The sequence below is a fragment of the Streptococcus sp. 9.1 genome (assembly GCF_016648815.1).
GTDB classification, from domain to species: domain Bacteria; phylum Bacillota; class Bacilli; order Lactobacillales; family Streptococcaceae; genus Streptococcus; species Streptococcus salivarius_E.
Window position 1 is genome coordinate 28,588 of the sequence record NZ_JACLQS010000014.1, and the last position, 16,173, is coordinate 44,760.

At 41.8% G+C, this 16,173-nt stretch carries 10 protein-coding genes and 1 tRNA gene; all 11 read right to left on the reverse strand.

What is annotated here, in order from left to right; translation table 11 throughout:
- Positions 1–41: 41 nt before the first annotated feature.
- Complete coding sequence (locus H7T93_RS08295; protein ID WP_049545336.1) at positions 42–2,447, reverse strand: glycogen/starch/alpha-glucan phosphorylase; 2,406 nt, start codon at positions 2,445–2,447, stop codon at positions 42–44.
- 342 nt (positions 2,448–2,789) lie between these two features.
- On the reverse strand, positions 2,790–4,220 hold the full coding sequence (gene glgA / locus H7T93_RS08300) for a glycogen synthase GlgA (RefSeq protein WP_201041799.1): 1,431 nt from the start codon (positions 4,218–4,220) through the stop codon (positions 2,790–2,792).
- Positions 4,217–5,353, reverse strand: a complete 1,137-nt coding sequence (gene glgD / locus H7T93_RS08305) for a glucose-1-phosphate adenylyltransferase subunit GlgD (RefSeq protein ID WP_156685290.1) — start codon at positions 5,351–5,353, stop codon at positions 4,217–4,219. Before glgD ends, glgA begins: the two co-directional genes overlap by 4 nt.
- A complete protein-coding gene (locus tag H7T93_RS08310) occupies positions 5,343–6,485 on the reverse strand; it encodes a glucose-1-phosphate adenylyltransferase (protein WP_201041801.1) in 1,143 nt (380 codons plus the stop codon). The genes glgD and H7T93_RS08310 overlap by 11 nt, the downstream gene beginning before the upstream one ends.
- 190 nt (positions 6,486–6,675) lie before the next feature.
- Positions 6,676–8,556, reverse strand: coding sequence for a 1,4-alpha-glucan branching protein GlgB (gene glgB / locus H7T93_RS08315; RefSeq protein ID WP_049545333.1), 1,881 nt, complete (start codon positions 8,554–8,556; stop codon positions 6,676–6,678).
- A gap of 169 nt (positions 8,557–8,725) precedes the next feature.
- Positions 8,726–10,921: a type I pullulanase gene (pulA, locus tag H7T93_RS08320; RefSeq protein WP_156685289.1), complete on the reverse strand. Its 2,196-nt coding sequence runs from the start codon at positions 10,919–10,921 to the stop codon at positions 8,726–8,728.
- Positions 10,922–11,136: 215 nt separating this feature from the next.
- Complete coding sequence (locus H7T93_RS08325; protein ID WP_156685288.1) at positions 11,137–13,551, reverse strand: DNA translocase FtsK; 2,415 nt, start codon at positions 13,549–13,551, stop codon at positions 11,137–11,139.
- Positions 13,552–13,650: 99 nt separating this feature from the next.
- Complete coding sequence (locus tag H7T93_RS08330) at positions 13,651–14,649, reverse strand: NAD(P)/FAD-dependent oxidoreductase (RefSeq protein ID WP_156685287.1); 999 nt, start codon at positions 14,647–14,649, stop codon at positions 13,651–13,653.
- 1 nt (position 14,650) lies between these two features.
- Positions 14,651–15,370, reverse strand: a complete 720-nt coding sequence (gene trmD, locus H7T93_RS08335) for a tRNA (guanosine(37)-N1)-methyltransferase TrmD (protein WP_156685286.1) — start codon at positions 15,368–15,370, stop codon at positions 14,651–14,653.
- Positions 15,360–15,878, reverse strand: coding sequence for a ribosome maturation factor RimM (gene rimM, locus H7T93_RS08340; protein WP_201041803.1), 519 nt, complete (start codon positions 15,876–15,878; stop codon positions 15,360–15,362). The genes trmD and rimM overlap by 11 nt, the downstream gene beginning before the upstream one ends.
- Before the next feature lie 220 nt (positions 15,879–16,098).
- Positions 16,099–16,170: transfer RNA gene (locus H7T93_RS08345), tRNA-Glu, on the reverse strand.
- Positions 16,171–16,173: the final 3 nt, after the last annotated feature.

Below are 16,173 nucleotides of genomic sequence, written 5' to 3' on the forward strand. Positions count from 1 at the left end.
CATTTCTAGTCGTTATCTTTTTGTGATTCATAAGCTATCGCCTATTTTTTCAATTCCCAAATTTCTTTAGCATACTCTGTGATGGTATCATCTGAAGTGAATTTGTGAGATTTAGCAATATTAGCTAAGCTCATACGTGCCCACTTGTCATGATCACGATAAAGCGCATCGATTTTCTCTTGAGCTTCTACATAAGCAGCGAAGTCTTCCAAGAGGAAGTACTCATCGTTGTGGGTGATGAGGGCTTCGTAAATTTCAGTACCTTCAGCTTGAGCATTTGGAATCGTACCGTTAACAAAGGTATCAACGACACGGCGAATGACTGGGTTATTTTCATAAACTGCACGAGAGTAGTAATCGTGACGTGCATAGTGTTCATAAACTTCGTCCTTGTCCATACCGAAGATGACAACATTCTCATCACCAACTTCATCCTTGATTTCAATGTTGGCACCGTCAAGTGTCGCCAAAGTGATAGCACCAGTCATCATGAATTTCATGTTTGATGTACCAGATGCTTCTTTAGAAGCCAATGAGATTTGCTCAGATACATCTGCTGCTGGAATGATAAGTTCCGCAAGACTGACACGGTAGTTTTCAAGGAAGACCACTTTAAGTTTCCCTTGGAGACTTTCGTCGTTGTTAACAAGGTTGGCAACTTCGTTGATAAGTTTGATTACTGATTTAGCGAAGTGATAACCAGGGGCAGCTTTGGCACCAAAGATGAATACACGAGGTACCATGTCTTTATCTGGATTATCTTTAAGATCCCAATAAAGTTTGATGATGTGAAGAAGATTAAGCAATTGACGTTTGTACGCGTGAAGACGTTTCACTTGAACATCAAAGATAGCATCTGTAGACACTTCTACGCCTGTTGTTTTCTTGATATAGTCTGCCAAACGTTGTTTAGCAGTCTTCTTAACTTGATAGAACTGGTTCAAGACTTCCTTGTCATCCAAGTAAGTTGTAAGATTTTCAAGCTCATGGATGTCGTTACGCCAACCGTCACCAATCACGTCATCAATTGCTGCTGAAAGTTCCGGAGCTGCAATTTGTGTCCAACGACGTTGAACGATACCATTTGTCTTGTTATTGAATTTTTCAGGATAAATAGTATAGAAATCGTGAAGGGTATCTTCTTTAAGGAGTTCTGTATGGAGTTTGGCAACCCCGTTGACTGAGTGACCACCAATGATAGCCAAGTTAGCCATGTGGACTTGGTTATCCTTAACGATACGTGTGCGTTCGATAACATCCGCAGCAATACCACGTCCAGCCATTTCAGCAATGTAACGGTTGTCGACTTCCAAGATGATTTGGTAAACACGTGGAAGAACACGTTTGAAGAGCTGTTGATCCCATTTTTCAAGGGCTTCTTGAAGAATAGTGTGGTTAGTGTAGCTCATAGTCTTAACAGTCGCATTCCAAGCATCTTCCCATGAAAGACCGTATTCATCAAGGAGAAGACGCATGAATTCAGCTGGTGCAACCGCAGGGTGAGTATCATTGATGTGAACAGATACCTTTTCGTGGATATCTTTCAATGGCAAGCCCATCTTGAGGTAAGATTTGATAATGGTTTGGAGACCTGCACTTGTCATGAAGTATTCCTGAACCAAACGCAATTCTTTACCTTCAATCGTTGTATCATCTGGATAAAGAATGGCTGTAATATCTTTCACACGACGGCGAGCTTCAAGAGTAGGGTAATCCAATTCGTATTCTTCAGGAATTTCTACATCCCAAAGACGAAGGTTGTTAATCACACCATTTTGATAACCGATTTGTGGCACATCGTAAGGTACAGCACGAAGAACTTGAGCATTCTTATAAGTTGGAACAAAACGACCATCTTCGTCACTTTCAAGGACAACATCACCAAAGAGTTTTACATAGACAATATCATGGTCTTTACGCGTTTCCCAAACATTTCCTGTTGAACCAAACCAACCATCTGGTAGTTCTACTTGGTAACCATCAACAATACGTTGTTTGAAAAGTCCGTAACGGTAACGAAGACCATTACCAAAACCTGGATAACCAGTAGTTGCAAGCGAATCCATGAAGGCAGCAGCCAAACGACCAAGACCACCGTTACCAAGTGCCATATCATGCTCAGCTTCTACCACTTCGCGGAAGTCGATGTCAAGTTCTGCGAAACCTTCTTTAACAAGGTCAAGAATACCAAGGTTGAGGAGGTTAGTTTCCAACATACGACCTGGGAGGAATTCGATTGAGAAGTAGAAAGCAATCTTTTCTTTATTGTCTGAAAGCGCATGGTTACGTCCAATCCATGTGTCAGTGTAATACTTACGAATCAAACCAGCCAAGGCTGTGAAAATTTCAGTTGGTGTAGCCTTAGCCACTTTAATCAACTGTTCTTGGTGGAGCGTGTCTTTAAAGTCACGGATGAATTGTTCTTTTGTTAAATTTTCGACTTGCATAGAAATCCTTTCTTATACTTCTATACCTTTGATACACATCTTATAGAGTGAATATTAGGATAAGGGGGAATTGGAAATTTCTTTAAAACGTCCAAACCTTGCCAATCAAGATTCGAAACAGATATTTCAAAATCTTTATTTACAAAACTGTCAAAATAGTCAGGTTTATTAAACACGATTAGAGTTAGTCTTCTATTCAGATTTTTAGATATCTTCTCTTTCATTGCTTTATCAACAAGATTGAGAGATGCTATCCTGACTTTTGTCAAGATTATATAGAAGCGTTTTCAAACGCTTTACACGAAGATAACTTTTCCCTTGCGAGAAAAGTTATCTTTGCAATTATACTAATTGTTTGTACAAATCAACATATGCCAAACTTGCTGTATCCCATGAGAAGTCACGAGTCATCGCATTGTGCTGGAGTTGTTTCCAAGCATCAGCATTATTTTCGTAAACATCGAGAGCTTTTTCAAGTGTTTGAACCATCCAATAACCTGCGAAGTTACCGAATGAGAAGCCTGTACCTGAGCCTGTTACAGGGTTGTAAGGTTCAACGGTGTCACGAAGACCACCAACCTCACTAACCACTGGCAAAGTACCATAACGCATAGACATCATTTGTGAGAGCCCACATGGTTCAAAGGCTGAAGGCATAAGGAAAATGTCACAACCAGCATAAATTTGTTGAGCCAACTCTAGGTTGAAAGTAATGTTGGCAGACATTTTTTCTGGATAAGCATGAGCGAACCAAGAGAAAGAATTCTCATAGTCACTATAACCAGTACCCAAAAGAACAATCTGAACATCATGTTGCAAGATGTTGTGAAGCTCGTTAACCACCAAATCGAAACCTTTTTGGTCTGTCAAACGTGACACAATACCAATCAATGGAACGTCTTCTCGAACTGGAAGACCAACACGCTCTTGAAGCGCTGCCTTGTCTTTGGCTTTACCTGACAAATCATCCACTGAGAAATGATAAGGAATGTGAGTATCTGTTTCTGGATCAAGGAGGTCCGTATCGATACCATTAACAATACCAGATAACTTACCAGATTCCATGCGCATGATTTGATCAAGGCCTTTACCAAATTCAGGTGTTTGGATTTCACCAGCATATGATGGTGAAACTGTTGTGACACGGTCTGCGTAAAGAACAGCTGCTTTCATCCAGTTGAGGCAATCATTCCAACGAAGGGTACCATCAGCATAACGCTCGTAACCAACACCGAAAATTTCCCAAAGCATTCCACTGTCAAATTGACCTTGGAATTCAATATTATGGATAGTGAAGACTGTCTTAATACCTTGGTAAGCTTGAATCCAATGGTATTTTTCCTTAAGAAGGAAAGGAATCATGGCTGTGTGGTAGTCATGAACATGGAGAACATCTGGAATAAAGTCCACTTTTTCCATCAACTCAAGGGCAGCCATTTGGAAGAAACCAAAACGCTCACCATCATCCCACTCACCGTATACCGTACCACGGTTGAAATACTGCTCATTATCAATGAAGAAGAAAGTCACACCATCACGGACAATTTTCTTGATGCCGACATATTGACGACGCCAACCAACATTTGTATAGAAGAAGCCAAGGTCTTCAACCTGATCGCCAAACTTAGCCGAAACCACATCATAATAAGGGAGAATTACGGCAACTTCGTGACCATTTTTGACTAGAGATTTAGGAAGAGCACCGATAACGTCACCCAAACCGCCAGTCTTAGCGAAAGGTGCACCTTCAGCAGCTACAAATAAAATTTTCATCGTACAATATCCTCTGTTACAACGCTACCTTTTTTGATGACAACTGGGTTGTTTTCTGTACCGCGAATAGTAACACCATCAGCGATTTCAACCCCTTTATCCACAATCGCATATTCAACTGTAGCGCCTTTACCAACTGTAACACGTGGGAAGAGAACTGAGTAGCTCACGTTTGAGCCTTCGGCCAAATCTACATTACGTGAAACCACTGAGTGTTCCACTTTACCACGTACAATAGAACCTGATGCAAACTGAGACACTTTAACTTCAGAAGAAGCTGCATAGTATGTTGGCTCTTCATTTTTAACTTTTGTATAAACTTTTTGGTTTGGTGCAAAAAGTTTATAGAATTTTTGTGATTCCAGCATATCCAAGTTAGCATCAAAGTACGCTTTTACTGAGTGGATATTTGAAAGGTAACCAGTGTACTCGTAAGCAAAAGCATTTTCAGCAACTGCCAAATCACGAAGTACATAACGAAGCTTACGAGGTTCTTCTTTAGCTGCTTCTTCTTCCAATTTTTCAATCAAGAATGGTGTATCCACAACAAAGATGTCTGTAGACATATTGTAAACTTCTTTATCGCCACCCTGGAAGAGCTCATGGCCAAGCACTTTGTCAGAGTCATCAATTTCTAAAACGCTGTTTACATCTGAAATGAGTTCTTTAGGAAGTTTTTTGTAGACCACAGTAACTTTTGGTTTTGTTGTATTGTGAAGGTGGAAAACTTGGTTAAGATCAATGTTGACCAAAACATCACTGTTAAGAGCTACAGTCTGATCTGAGCCTGAACGTTTAAGGTAAGTCAAAATTTGACGATAGTATTCCTCATCAACAGTTGAGCTTTCAACAGGAGTATTGTAAATACCAAGGTAGTAGTGACTGAGAAGAGTAGACAAGCCCCACTCACGACCTGAACGAATATGGTCGAAGACAGAACTGATGTTTTCGTTTTGGAAGATTCCGAAGACGCTACGGATACCAGCATTAGCCAAGTTAGACAACGGGAAGTCGATGAGGCGATATTTTCCGCCAAATGGTAGGCTGGCAATAGGACGGTGCTCAGTCAAACCACCCATGTCATGGAATCCTACGGTATTTCCTAGAATTGCAGAATATTTATCAATCTTCATCTTTTGGTACCCCCACTACTTCATTGTATCCTACGACTTGCACTTCTTCTGTACCGTCAATTTCCACGCCATCAGAAATATGTGCCCCTTCACCGATAATAGCACGTTTAATTTTTGCGCCTTTACCGATAACTGCACCACTCATAATAACTGAATCTTCAACGACCGCACCTTCACGGATTTGGGCACTTGTTGAGAGCACTGAATGTTTAACAGTTCCATCAACCGAACAGCCATCAACAACGAGTGAGTCTTCAATTTCAGCATGTTCACCAAAGAAGTTCGGTGGAGCAATCATGTTACGTGAATAAATCTTCCATTGACGGTTACGGCTATCCAAAGCATTTTCAGGAGAAATATACTCCATATTTGCTTCCCAAAGGGATTCGATAGTACCTACGTCCTTCCAGTAGCCTTCAAATTCATAAGCATAGACGCTTTCACCTGTTTCAAGATAGGCAGGAATAACGTTCTTACCAAAGTCTGACATATCAACTGCGCTCTTTTCAGCTGAAACCAACATATTGCGAAGACGTTTCCAGTCAAAGATATAAATACCCATTGACGCCTTAGTAGATTTAGGATTTTCAGGTTTTTCTTCGAACTCAACAATACGGTTATTAGCATCAGTGTTCATGATACCGAAACGGCTAGCTTCTTTAAGTGGCACATCAAGAACGGCGACAGTAAGGCTTGCGTTGTTGTCCTTGTGAGATTGGAGCATATCGTCATAGTCCATCTTGTAAATATGGTCACCAGACAAGATTAAAACGTATTCAGGATTGATGCTGTCGATATAGTCAATGTTTTGGTAAATAGCGTGGCTGGTACCTTCAAACCAACGATTACCTTCACTAGCTGAGTAAGGTTGAAGAATTGATACACCAGAGTTAACACCATCCAAGCCCCAACTTGAACCATTACCGATATGATTGTTCAAAGCAAGTGGCTGATACTGTGTAATGACACCGACATTGTTAATTCCTGAATTGGCACAATTTGACAAACCAAAGTCAATAATACGATAGCGTCCACCAAATTGAACAGCTGGTTTGGCAATACTTTGGGTCAATTTTCCAAGACGAGTTCCTTGCCCACCAGCAAGGATCAAAGCCAACATTTCATTTTTCATGAATAGTCCCCCTCATGATTTTTAGTTCCATCCTCAAAAGGATGTGAAACAATCAGTCGAAACTGATTATGACAATTAAAGTAAGTTCCTCAGTGTGGCAATAGTTTGGGCATCAAACAGCTACTTTCAACCGTAACTTCCTTGCTATCACCTCTGAAAAACAAATCGTGTACACGTTTAAGTCTACCCTTTATTTCAAGCGACGTTTAACACGCCAGATACTTGCTCCAAGAGCTGGCAATGTGAAGCTAAGGGTATTTTCATAATCCTTCCATTTCGCCTTTTGGGTACGAGTTTCAGGATTTCCTTTTTTCCAGACACCACCGAATTCTTCCATCTCAGTGTTAAGCACTTCTTGATAAATACCAGCGACTGGCAATCCAATAGTGAAGTCTTGACGTTCCACTGGAGCTAGGTTGAAGACACAGACAAGAAAGTCACCCTTATCGCCTTTGTCATCCTTACGAATGAAGGAAAGCACACTTTCAGCACGGTTATCCGCGTCAATGATTTCAATACCATCGTAAGAATCATCAATCTGCCAGAGAGATTTATGGTCCTTGTAGAAACCATTCATATGGCTAGTGAAAGCCTGCATCTTCTGGTTCATCTCATCTTCAAGATTATTCCATTCAAGTTGGTAATCAAATTTCCACTCTAAGAACTGACCAAATTCAGATCCCATGAAGAGCAATTTCTTACCTGGGTGACAGAGTTGATAAGTATAGAGGTTACGTAGGCCAGCAAACTGATTGTAGCGATCCCCCCACATCTTATGCATCATACTCTTCTTACCATGAACTACTTCATCATGTGAGAATGGCAGAACATAGTTTTCATTGAAGCAATACATGAAACTGAAAGTCATCAGATTGAAATCGTACTGACGGTAAACTGGATCTTCTTCGTAGAATTTGAGGATATCGTTCATCCAACCCATATTCCATTTGAAGTCGAAACCTAGACCACCCTCTTCAATCGGTTGTGTAATTGGTGTTGCTGCAGTTGATTCTTCCGCAACCATCATGACATCTGGATAGCGTTTTTTAATCTCACGATTGAGTTTTTGAAGGAAGCCATAGCCTTCCAAGTTACGGTTACCACCGTCCTTGTTTGGCATCCATGGACCCTCATCATAGTCCAAATAGAGCATGTTTGAAACTGCATCCACTCGGATACCATCGATATGATAATTTTCAATCCAGTAAAGAGCACTTGAAATAAGGAAAGACTGTACTTGATTTTTCCCTAAGTCAAAGTTAAGTGCACCCCAACGATAGTTATGAGCTCGATCGTGATCCTGATATTCGAAAGTTGGTGTACCATCAAAGTAGGCTAAAGCATCGTCATTCTGTGTATAGTGACCTGGGACCCAGTCTACCAAGACACCGATATTATTCTGGTGACATGCTTCAACAAAATCTTGAAAATCTTCTGGTGTACCATAGGTATGCTCAAAAGCAAAGTAACCCATGAGCTGGTAACCCCAACTCATCCCAAGAGGGTGAGCCATGAGTGGCATGAATTCCACGTGGGTATAGTTCATCTCAACCAAATATGGAATCAACTCTTCTTTCAATTCTTTGAAAGTATAAGGTTGACCATCCTCTTTTAGTTTCCAAGATGATGCATGAGCTTCATAGATATTAACCGGACGTTTTTGGAAACCAAAGCGTTTACGACGACCCATCCAAAGGCCATCCTTCCACTTCTTAGTTTTCTTCTTACGAATCACAGCTCCTGTTCCTGGACGTGGCTCCAAATAAGTAGCGAAAGGATCCATCTTTTCGACTACTTGACCTCCCTTACGTTTCACCAAGAACTTATAGAGTTGTCCTTCTTGAGGGAGGGCTGAACTTACCTCCCAAACACCGATATGGTTTTTGGTCATATCCAGAGGTTCATCAAACCAACCTGTGAAATCTCCAATTACCTGAATCTGCTCAGCATGAGGGGCCCACACACGGAAGACAAATCCTTCTTCTCCCTCCAATTCATGCACACCCAGATAATTCTGAAGGTGGAAGTTCTCACCTGTCCCAAACGTGTACATGGCTTCATCGAGATTCATACCATCACTCCTTTCTAAAACTAGCCTTGATAGATCTAACTATCAAGAAATTAAAACATTGAAATATATGTAAATACACTAGAAAACCCTTCAGATTGATAGGGCTCACAAGCGAATAAAACTGCTTGTGTAAGCGTTTCCTGTATTATAACATTTTTTGACTGCCTTGTCAGTAAATCTCCAAATCTTTTTTCATATTATTGAACACAAAAGTCTTACGTAATTTTCCAGAAATGTGCAATTCAACAATACCTGAATCGTACTCCGCTTTTGCGACATAGAGATTATCGTAAATATCTGCATATGAACGATATGACAATTCTGGTACGGTTTGCTTACGCTCAATTAATTTGGCAACTTTAGCAATCAATTTTTTCTTAAGGGTCACCTGATTCCAATCCACCCGATTGACCTCATCAGGGGCATTGTAGCTATTCATAGCACGCTTAACATCTGCTTCTGTGTAATTTCCATCTTCACCTGTTGCAACCATCTTACTACGCTGGAATTCTTGTCCCAACTGCATGAAACACATCCCTTGCATACTTAGATTAAGAGCATTTGCCAAGTAGATACGTTTTTCAATATCTTCTGGCGAATCATGTGGATGCAAATGATGCATAAGATCATTCAAATTGTAATTGTCATGAGCTTCGATATAGTTGAGGACCTGACCTGGCATGAGGTAGTTTACAAAACCACGGCTACCAAGCAGACTCTTGGCAATCTGGTCTTCCAATGGGGCTCCGGACACATAACCGTTACTGATGTGTCCATAGACTTCTGCCCCTTTAACGGCGTCACGCGCATTGTCATTGAAAAATCCGATTCTAGGCATCAAGGCTGCATTATCCTTCTTGCCCTTTTGATCCACAGGAAGACCAATTCCCATATCCCATCCTTCACCATATAGAAGAATCCTAGGATCAATATCATCCATGGCCGAACGAATGGCATTCATAGTAGCAACATCATGCAAGCCCATAAGGTCAAAACGGAAACCATCCACTCCAAATTCTTCTGCCCAATAGGCCAAAGAATCAATCATATACTTACGGTACATTTCCTTTTCACTGGCTGTTTCATTTCCACATCCTGACCCGTCTTGGAAAGACCCATTGTCATGCATACGGTAGTAATAGGCCGGCACAGACAGTTGGAAGGGAGAGCTGTAAGAAGAATAAGTATGGTTATAAACCACATCCATGATGACCCCAATGCCTGCCTCATGGTAGGCCTGAATCATTTTCTTAAGCTCCAAAATTGGTGCCACGGGATTCTTTTGATCAGCAGCAAATTGACGATCTGGGACATTATAATTCTCAGGATCATACCCCCAGTTATAGAGAAGCTTCCCATCTTTATCGTAGGTTTTATGGTGATCAAAGACCGGTTGCAACTGGACATAATTGTAACCCATGCGTTTGAGGTAATCAAAACCAGTCACATCTCCTTGGGCATTTTTAGTCCCTTTCTGACAGGCACCCAGGTATGTCCCTCTATAGGACTTCTTAACACCAGACGTCTCTGAGATTGAGAAATCACGGAGGTGCATTTCACAGATAACGGATGAGCAAGCATTTGCATTACGCCAGCTCGCTTTTTGCTTCGTAACCTTTTCATATCCTCGTGGTACAAGTCGCTTAGGGGCGACCACTAAACTTTTTTTATTATCTAAGCTAAGGGCGGTGCTATAAGGGTCTCTCGTATCCTGATAGAAGCTTTCCTCATGATAAACACGAAACTGGTAGGCTACCCCATCCAAATCCTTTTTGACAGTGGCACTCCAAACACCGTGAGTATTCATCTCATGACGGTCCTTATTGACACTGGCTCCTCGACTCATCTTAATGACCTTAGGATTTTTACTGCCCTTTTTAAAAAGTAAGAGCTGCACACGACGAGCTAGTGGTGACCAAAGGCGAAACTCTGTAGCCCCTTTTTCATACTTATGCCCTAACCAACCTTGAAAACCCCACTTTTGATCAAATTCCTGTCTACGAAGAGCCATATCAAAGGCATGCTGGTCGCGACCTTCAAAACTATGGCTAGTCAAGGCTGCCTGTTTAGAATAATAAACCGTTGGATCACCTTCAACTATCCAAATAGCATTGGGAGCATCCCCTAGGAAGCGTCGGACACGGTAATCATGTGTTTGCCTCGACCAGTCTTCCGTTTTGACCAAAAGATTGACAGAATCAATAAAACGATTGGAGGGAGAAGTAACCTGACCAACAAGGCCAAAATCGTCCTCACGTGAAAAATGGGCCTCTTCGCCCCAATAACCATCTAGCCACTTCCACATACTATATCGGGAATAGTCGCCATGCATACTATGAAAATGAACGGTTAATAAATTGTCCATTTTTTAACTCCTTAGTTTTTATTACTCACTTTTTCTCCTATTATAGCAGAAAAAGTTCGTTTTGTAAGCGTTCTTATGGAATATTTTGCAATTTTTTGGTCTATTTTGAACATAAAAAAAGAATGAGAAAACAAATGGTAAAATACTCATTTTTCTCATTTCTTTTGTCTGTTCTAATTCCTTTCAAAACCAGGCTTGTGACTCTTTCCAGTTCATTATTCTTGAGTCATCAAAACCTTACGTGGTTTGGTACCTTCAGCCGGTCCGATAACGCCTGCTTCTTCCAATTCTTCCATCAAACGAGTGGCACGGTTGAAACCAACCGACAGACGACGTTGAATCATGGAAGCACTTGCTTTTTGTGTTTCAAGGACCAAAGCCTTGGCCTCTTCAAAGAGTGGGTCACCTTCTGAGCTACCACCATTGGCAGACGAACCTCCACCAAAATCATTCTCAGAAACTTCACCAGGGTCAAAGCTCTCATCGTAGTCAGCAGAAGCCTGATCCTTTATAAAGGTCACAATACGTTCCACGTCATCATCAGAAATGAAGGAACCTTGTAGACGAACAGGGTGGTTCTCATCAATCGGTTTGAAAAGCATATCCCCACGTCCGAGTAGCTTTTCTGCCCCATTTTCATCTAAAATGGTACGACTATCTGTTCCCGAAGACACCGCAAAGGCCACACGAGAAGGCACATTGGCCTTAATTAAACCAGAGATAACATCAACCGACGGACGTTGAGTGGCGAGAATCATGTGAATTCCCGCAGCACGCGCTTTTTGTCCCAGACGAATGATGGCATCTTCCACTTCCTTACTGGCTACCATCATCAAGTCAGCCAGCTCATCAACGATAACCACAATTAAAGGTAGGGGAATCTGTTTTTCTTGGGATTGGGCATTCCAATCTTCAACCTTAGCATTGTAGCCAGCAATGTTACGTACGCCAAACTTACTAAAGAGTTCGTAACGGTTTTCCATCTCATCTACCACTTTTTGAAGAGCCTTGGCGGCCTTACGTGGGTTGGTCACCACAGGGATAAGGAGATGAGGAATATCATTGTAAACAGAGAGCTCAACCATCTTAGGATCGACCATGAGGAACTTAACCTGGTCAGGACGAGCCTTCATAAGAATACTAGAGATGATTCCGTTAACCGCAACCGATTTACCAGAACCTGTTGACCCAGCCACCAGCAAGTGGGGCATCCGTCCCAAATCAAAGCTACGAGCCGAGCCATCAACTGCCTTACCGAGAGGAACTTCCAAGAGCTTATTAGGATCCGTCTTGGACTGTTCCCAAAGTTCACGGAAAGAAACCGTCGCAATCTCAGAGTTAGGCACTTCGATCCCAACCAAAGATTTTCCAGGAATAGGGGCCTCAATACGGACATCTTTCGCAGCTAGAGCCAGAGCCAAGTCATCAGCTAGATTTGAAATACGATTAACACGAACCCCAACAGCAGGCTTGACCTCGTACTTAGTCACTGATGGTCCAATTTCGGCTCGCTCAACCTTGACGTCAATATTGAAACTCTTGAAAGTATCTTCTAAGATTCGAATATTCTTACGAACGATGTTTTTCTCTTTAGATTGACTCTTAGGCTTATCAGGTGCAAAGAGATCTATCTGAGGTAATTTATACTGTAAGAGCTCCTTCGGTGTGAAATCAACCTCGACAGGTGCATCATCTCCCTCAACAACCATAGATGGTGGAAACTCCTCGCTTGGCACATCCTCTGGATAAGGTGCATAATCTTCTTGGAAATCCTCATAATCCTCTGGAGGGAGATTATCATAGTAGTCCTCAGAAGCATAATCACTGATTTCAGGTTCAGATGCAAAAATCTCAGTTTCTTGTGGTAACTCCTCTGCAGCATCATCTAAGATTTCTCCCGTCTCCTCGTCAACAGTTAAATCAGCCAGACGCTCGGCTTCGGCACGTTCTTCCGCCTCACGTTCTTTCTGAGCCTGACGTTCTGCCTTCTTTTCCTGACGTTGTGCTATCCGTTCCAAACGCTTCTCAGCCCCTTTCTGCCAAGCTTCCTTAGCATACTCCATGATATCCAAGACATCCCAAGGGCTAAGAATGAAGGCACCCAAGAGAATGATCAATACCCCAATCATGAAGCTACCGATATTTGAAAAGAGGAAAGAAATCGGTTGGTATAGGAGAGCCCCCAACATACCACCACCCGCAAAACGAGCTACTTGCACACTGACCAGTTCCCCAAAAAGCAAATCCTTGGTACCAGGGAAAATATCCAGACCACTCATGCGTTCTAGACTAAAGAGATAGGCGTGAAACTCCAACAAGAGACCCGCGAAGATCATCCAAAATCCTGTTACGTAGTTACTATGTTTACGTAACCATTTAAAGCCAAAGAGATAAACATAGATAGCAAAAATTAAAGGATAAGCCATACTCCCCACAAATACTCGAAAGAGATTATAGAGGGTAACCCCAAAGAAACCCAATCGAAAGACTGGGAAAATTAAAACAAAGGCAAAAAAGAAGGTCCATAGCATTCGCTTAATCGCCTTCTGTCTGTCTAATTCTGCTTTTGTAAGCCGCTTCTTACTGTTCTTAGAAGTCGACCCTTTTTTCGTTTTTTTCGTTGTAGCCATAGGTGTATTATACCACGTTTTTAGACATGAAAAAAGAGAGACTGGTCTCTCCTTAGATTGAAGACAAAGTCTTTTTTTGAGACTTTCCTTCTTTTGACATTATTCTTCAATTAATGATGTTGAGTGAACCGGACGATTCTTACCGTCTGGATCAATATATTGGATAGCTTGGTTGATAGCGATAGGAGCTTCACCCATTCCCACAGCAATCAAATCAATCTTACCCTCATATTCTGCCGCATCACCGATAGCATAAACACCTTCTTGTGAGGTTTCAAACTGCGCATTAACAGTAATGCTAGAGCGTTTGTAATCAACATTCCAGTTACGAAGATTTTTATTGTTGGTTGAGAAGCCAAAGCTAACAATAAGGGCATCAAGTGGCAATTCCACAACCTCATCTGAATTAACTTTTTGAACGGTCAAACTTTGGGCAAGACCATTTTCACCCTTAATTTCAAGTGGCACATAAGGCGTCATCACATTAACTGACGATTGATGAAGCAGTTCTACACTATGCTCATGGGCACGAAAGGCATCACGACGGTGAATCAAAGTCACGCTCTCAGCAATCCCATCCAAGTGATTAGCCCAGTCAACAGCTGAATCTCCACCACCAGCAATCACAACCTTCTTGCCGGCAAATTGGTCAAGACTATGCACATTATAGAACAAGTTATTGTCCGCATAATCTTCTTCATTGTCCACACCCAAAGGACGGGGAGCGAAGGCACCATTCCCACAAGCAATGACGATAGCCTTAGACAAGTGTTGGCCCTTACTAGTGGCAATTGTGAAGATGCCTTCTTTCTTTTCAAAGGTTTGCACTTCTTCTTTCAAATGAATACTGACACGATCTTCAAAACGCTTAAGTTGAGTCAAGAGATTTTCTGTCAATTCCGCACCTGTCGTTTGCGGAAAGGCTGGAATATCGTAGATCTTCTTCTCTGGATAGAGAACGGCAGGTTGTCCACCAAGCTCTGACAGACTCTCAATAATATTAACAGTCATACCACGTAGACCGGCGTAAAAGGCAGCCCAAAGTCCTACTGGCCCACCACCGATAATGGTAATATCGTAAATCTTTTCTTCTGACATTTTATTTCCCTTCTGCTTTTATCTCATCTAAAATCTGACGTTCTTCATCCGTAAAGTCATAGTTTTCCAAGAGGTCTGGTCGACGCTCCCAGGTCTTACGCAAACTCTGTTCTATACGCCAACGTCGAATATTGACGTGGTGCCCTGACAAGAGAACATCTGGCACCTTCATGCCACGAAACTCAGCTGGGCGCGTGTACTGTGGAAATTCCAAAAGCCCTGATGAGAAACTATCATCCTTATGACTAGCTTCCTTACCTAAAACTTCAGGAATCAAGCGGACAGTCGCATCTACAATAGTCATTGCAGCCAACTCTCCCCCAGTTAAGACAAAATCTCCCAAGGAAATCTCATCTGTCACTAAGGTTTTGATGCGCTCATCATAGCCCTCATAGTGACCACAGATAAAGACCAATTCCTCTTCTTGCGCCAATTCTTCTGCATAGGCCTGATCAAAGGTACGACCCGCAGGATCTAAGAGAATAACGCGAGGTTTTGTGACGTCTAACTTGTCAAAGGTATCAAAAATTGGCTGGGCACGTAGCAACATACCTTGACCGCCACCGTAAGGTTCATCATCTACGTGACGAGCCTTCTCCGCATTTTCACGAAAATTGTGATAGTTGATTTCTAGAAGGCCCTTATCCTTTGCCTTACCAACAATGGAATGCTCTAAGGGAGCAAACATATCTGGAAATAGGGTCAAGATATCAATCTTCATCGTCTAATCCTTCCATGAGCTCAACCTCAACACGTCCAGCTGCAACATCAACATCGAGAACTACAGGTGGGATGTATGGCAAGAGCAAATCTTTTTTGCCTTTACGTTTTACTACCCAAACATCATTAGCGCCCGGCTGGAGAATCTCTTTGACCTGACCAATCAAAGTATCACCTTCGTAAACATCAAGGCCAATGATTTCATGGTAGTAAAATTCCCCATCATCAAGGTCTGTTAAATTTTCCTCAGCAATCTTGAGGCTGCAGCCCTTATACTTCTCCACATCATTGATATGGTAAAGCCCCTTAAACTTAACGATATCAAAGTTTTTATGTTTACGGTGACTCGCAATCTCAACATCCGTGATGTAATTGTCTTTGTCATCAAAAAGGGCTAGGACACTCTTCTTCTTAAAACGCTCATCCGCAAAATCTGTTACAGACAAAACACGAAGTTCCCCCTGCAAGCCCTGTATATTTACAATCTTTCCAACGTTATAGTATGTCATTGCATTTCCTTATTATCTGTTTACTTATTCAAATAAAACCACAACTCGACCAAGGGCTTATCATCATCTGACAGCCATCACAAAACAAAGGTTTTTCTTCGGGTCGAGGTCTCGTTATTTATGATTTTAAAGTGGTATAAAATGTCTGACCTAGGCCAGTCAACCCCTCTATTTTATCAAAAAGGACACAAAAAAACCAGCTTTCTCTAGCTGGTACTTATAGTCCGTACGGGATTCGAACCCGTGTTACCGCCGTGAAAAGGCGGTGTCTTAACCCCTTGACCAACGGACCATA

Coding starts and splice junctions, on each gene's coding strand:
- H7T93_RS08295 (WP_049545336.1), bottom strand. CDS start 2,447: ATGCAAGTCGAAAATTTAACAAAAGAACAATTCATCCGTGACTTTAAA.
- glgA (WP_201041799.1), bottom strand. CDS start 4,220: ATGAAAATTTTATTTGTAGCTGCTGAAGGTGCACCTTTCGCTAAGACT.
- glgD (WP_156685290.1), bottom strand. CDS start 5,353: ATGAAGATTGATAAATATTCTGCAATTCTAGGAAATACCGTAGGATTC.
- H7T93_RS08310 (WP_201041801.1), bottom strand. CDS start 6,485: ATGAAAAATGAAATGTTGGCTTTGATCCTTGCTGGTGGGCAAGGAACT.
- glgB (WP_049545333.1), bottom strand. CDS start 8,556: ATGAATCTCGATGAAGCCATGTACACGTTTGGGACAGGTGAGAACTTC.
- pulA (WP_156685289.1), bottom strand. CDS start 10,921: ATGGACAATTTATTAACCGTTCATTTTCATAGTATGCATGGCGACTAT.
- H7T93_RS08325 (WP_156685288.1), bottom strand. CDS start 13,551: ATGGCTACAACGAAAAAAACGAAAAAAGGGTCGACTTCTAAGAACAGT.
- H7T93_RS08330 (WP_156685287.1), bottom strand. CDS start 14,649: ATGTCAGAAGAAAAGATTTACGATATTACCATTATCGGTGGTGGGCCA.
- trmD (WP_156685286.1), bottom strand. CDS start 15,370: ATGAAGATTGATATCTTGACCCTATTTCCAGATATGTTTGCTCCCTTA.
- rimM (WP_201041803.1), bottom strand. CDS start 15,878: ATGACATACTATAACGTTGGAAAGATTGTAAATATACAGGGCTTGCAG.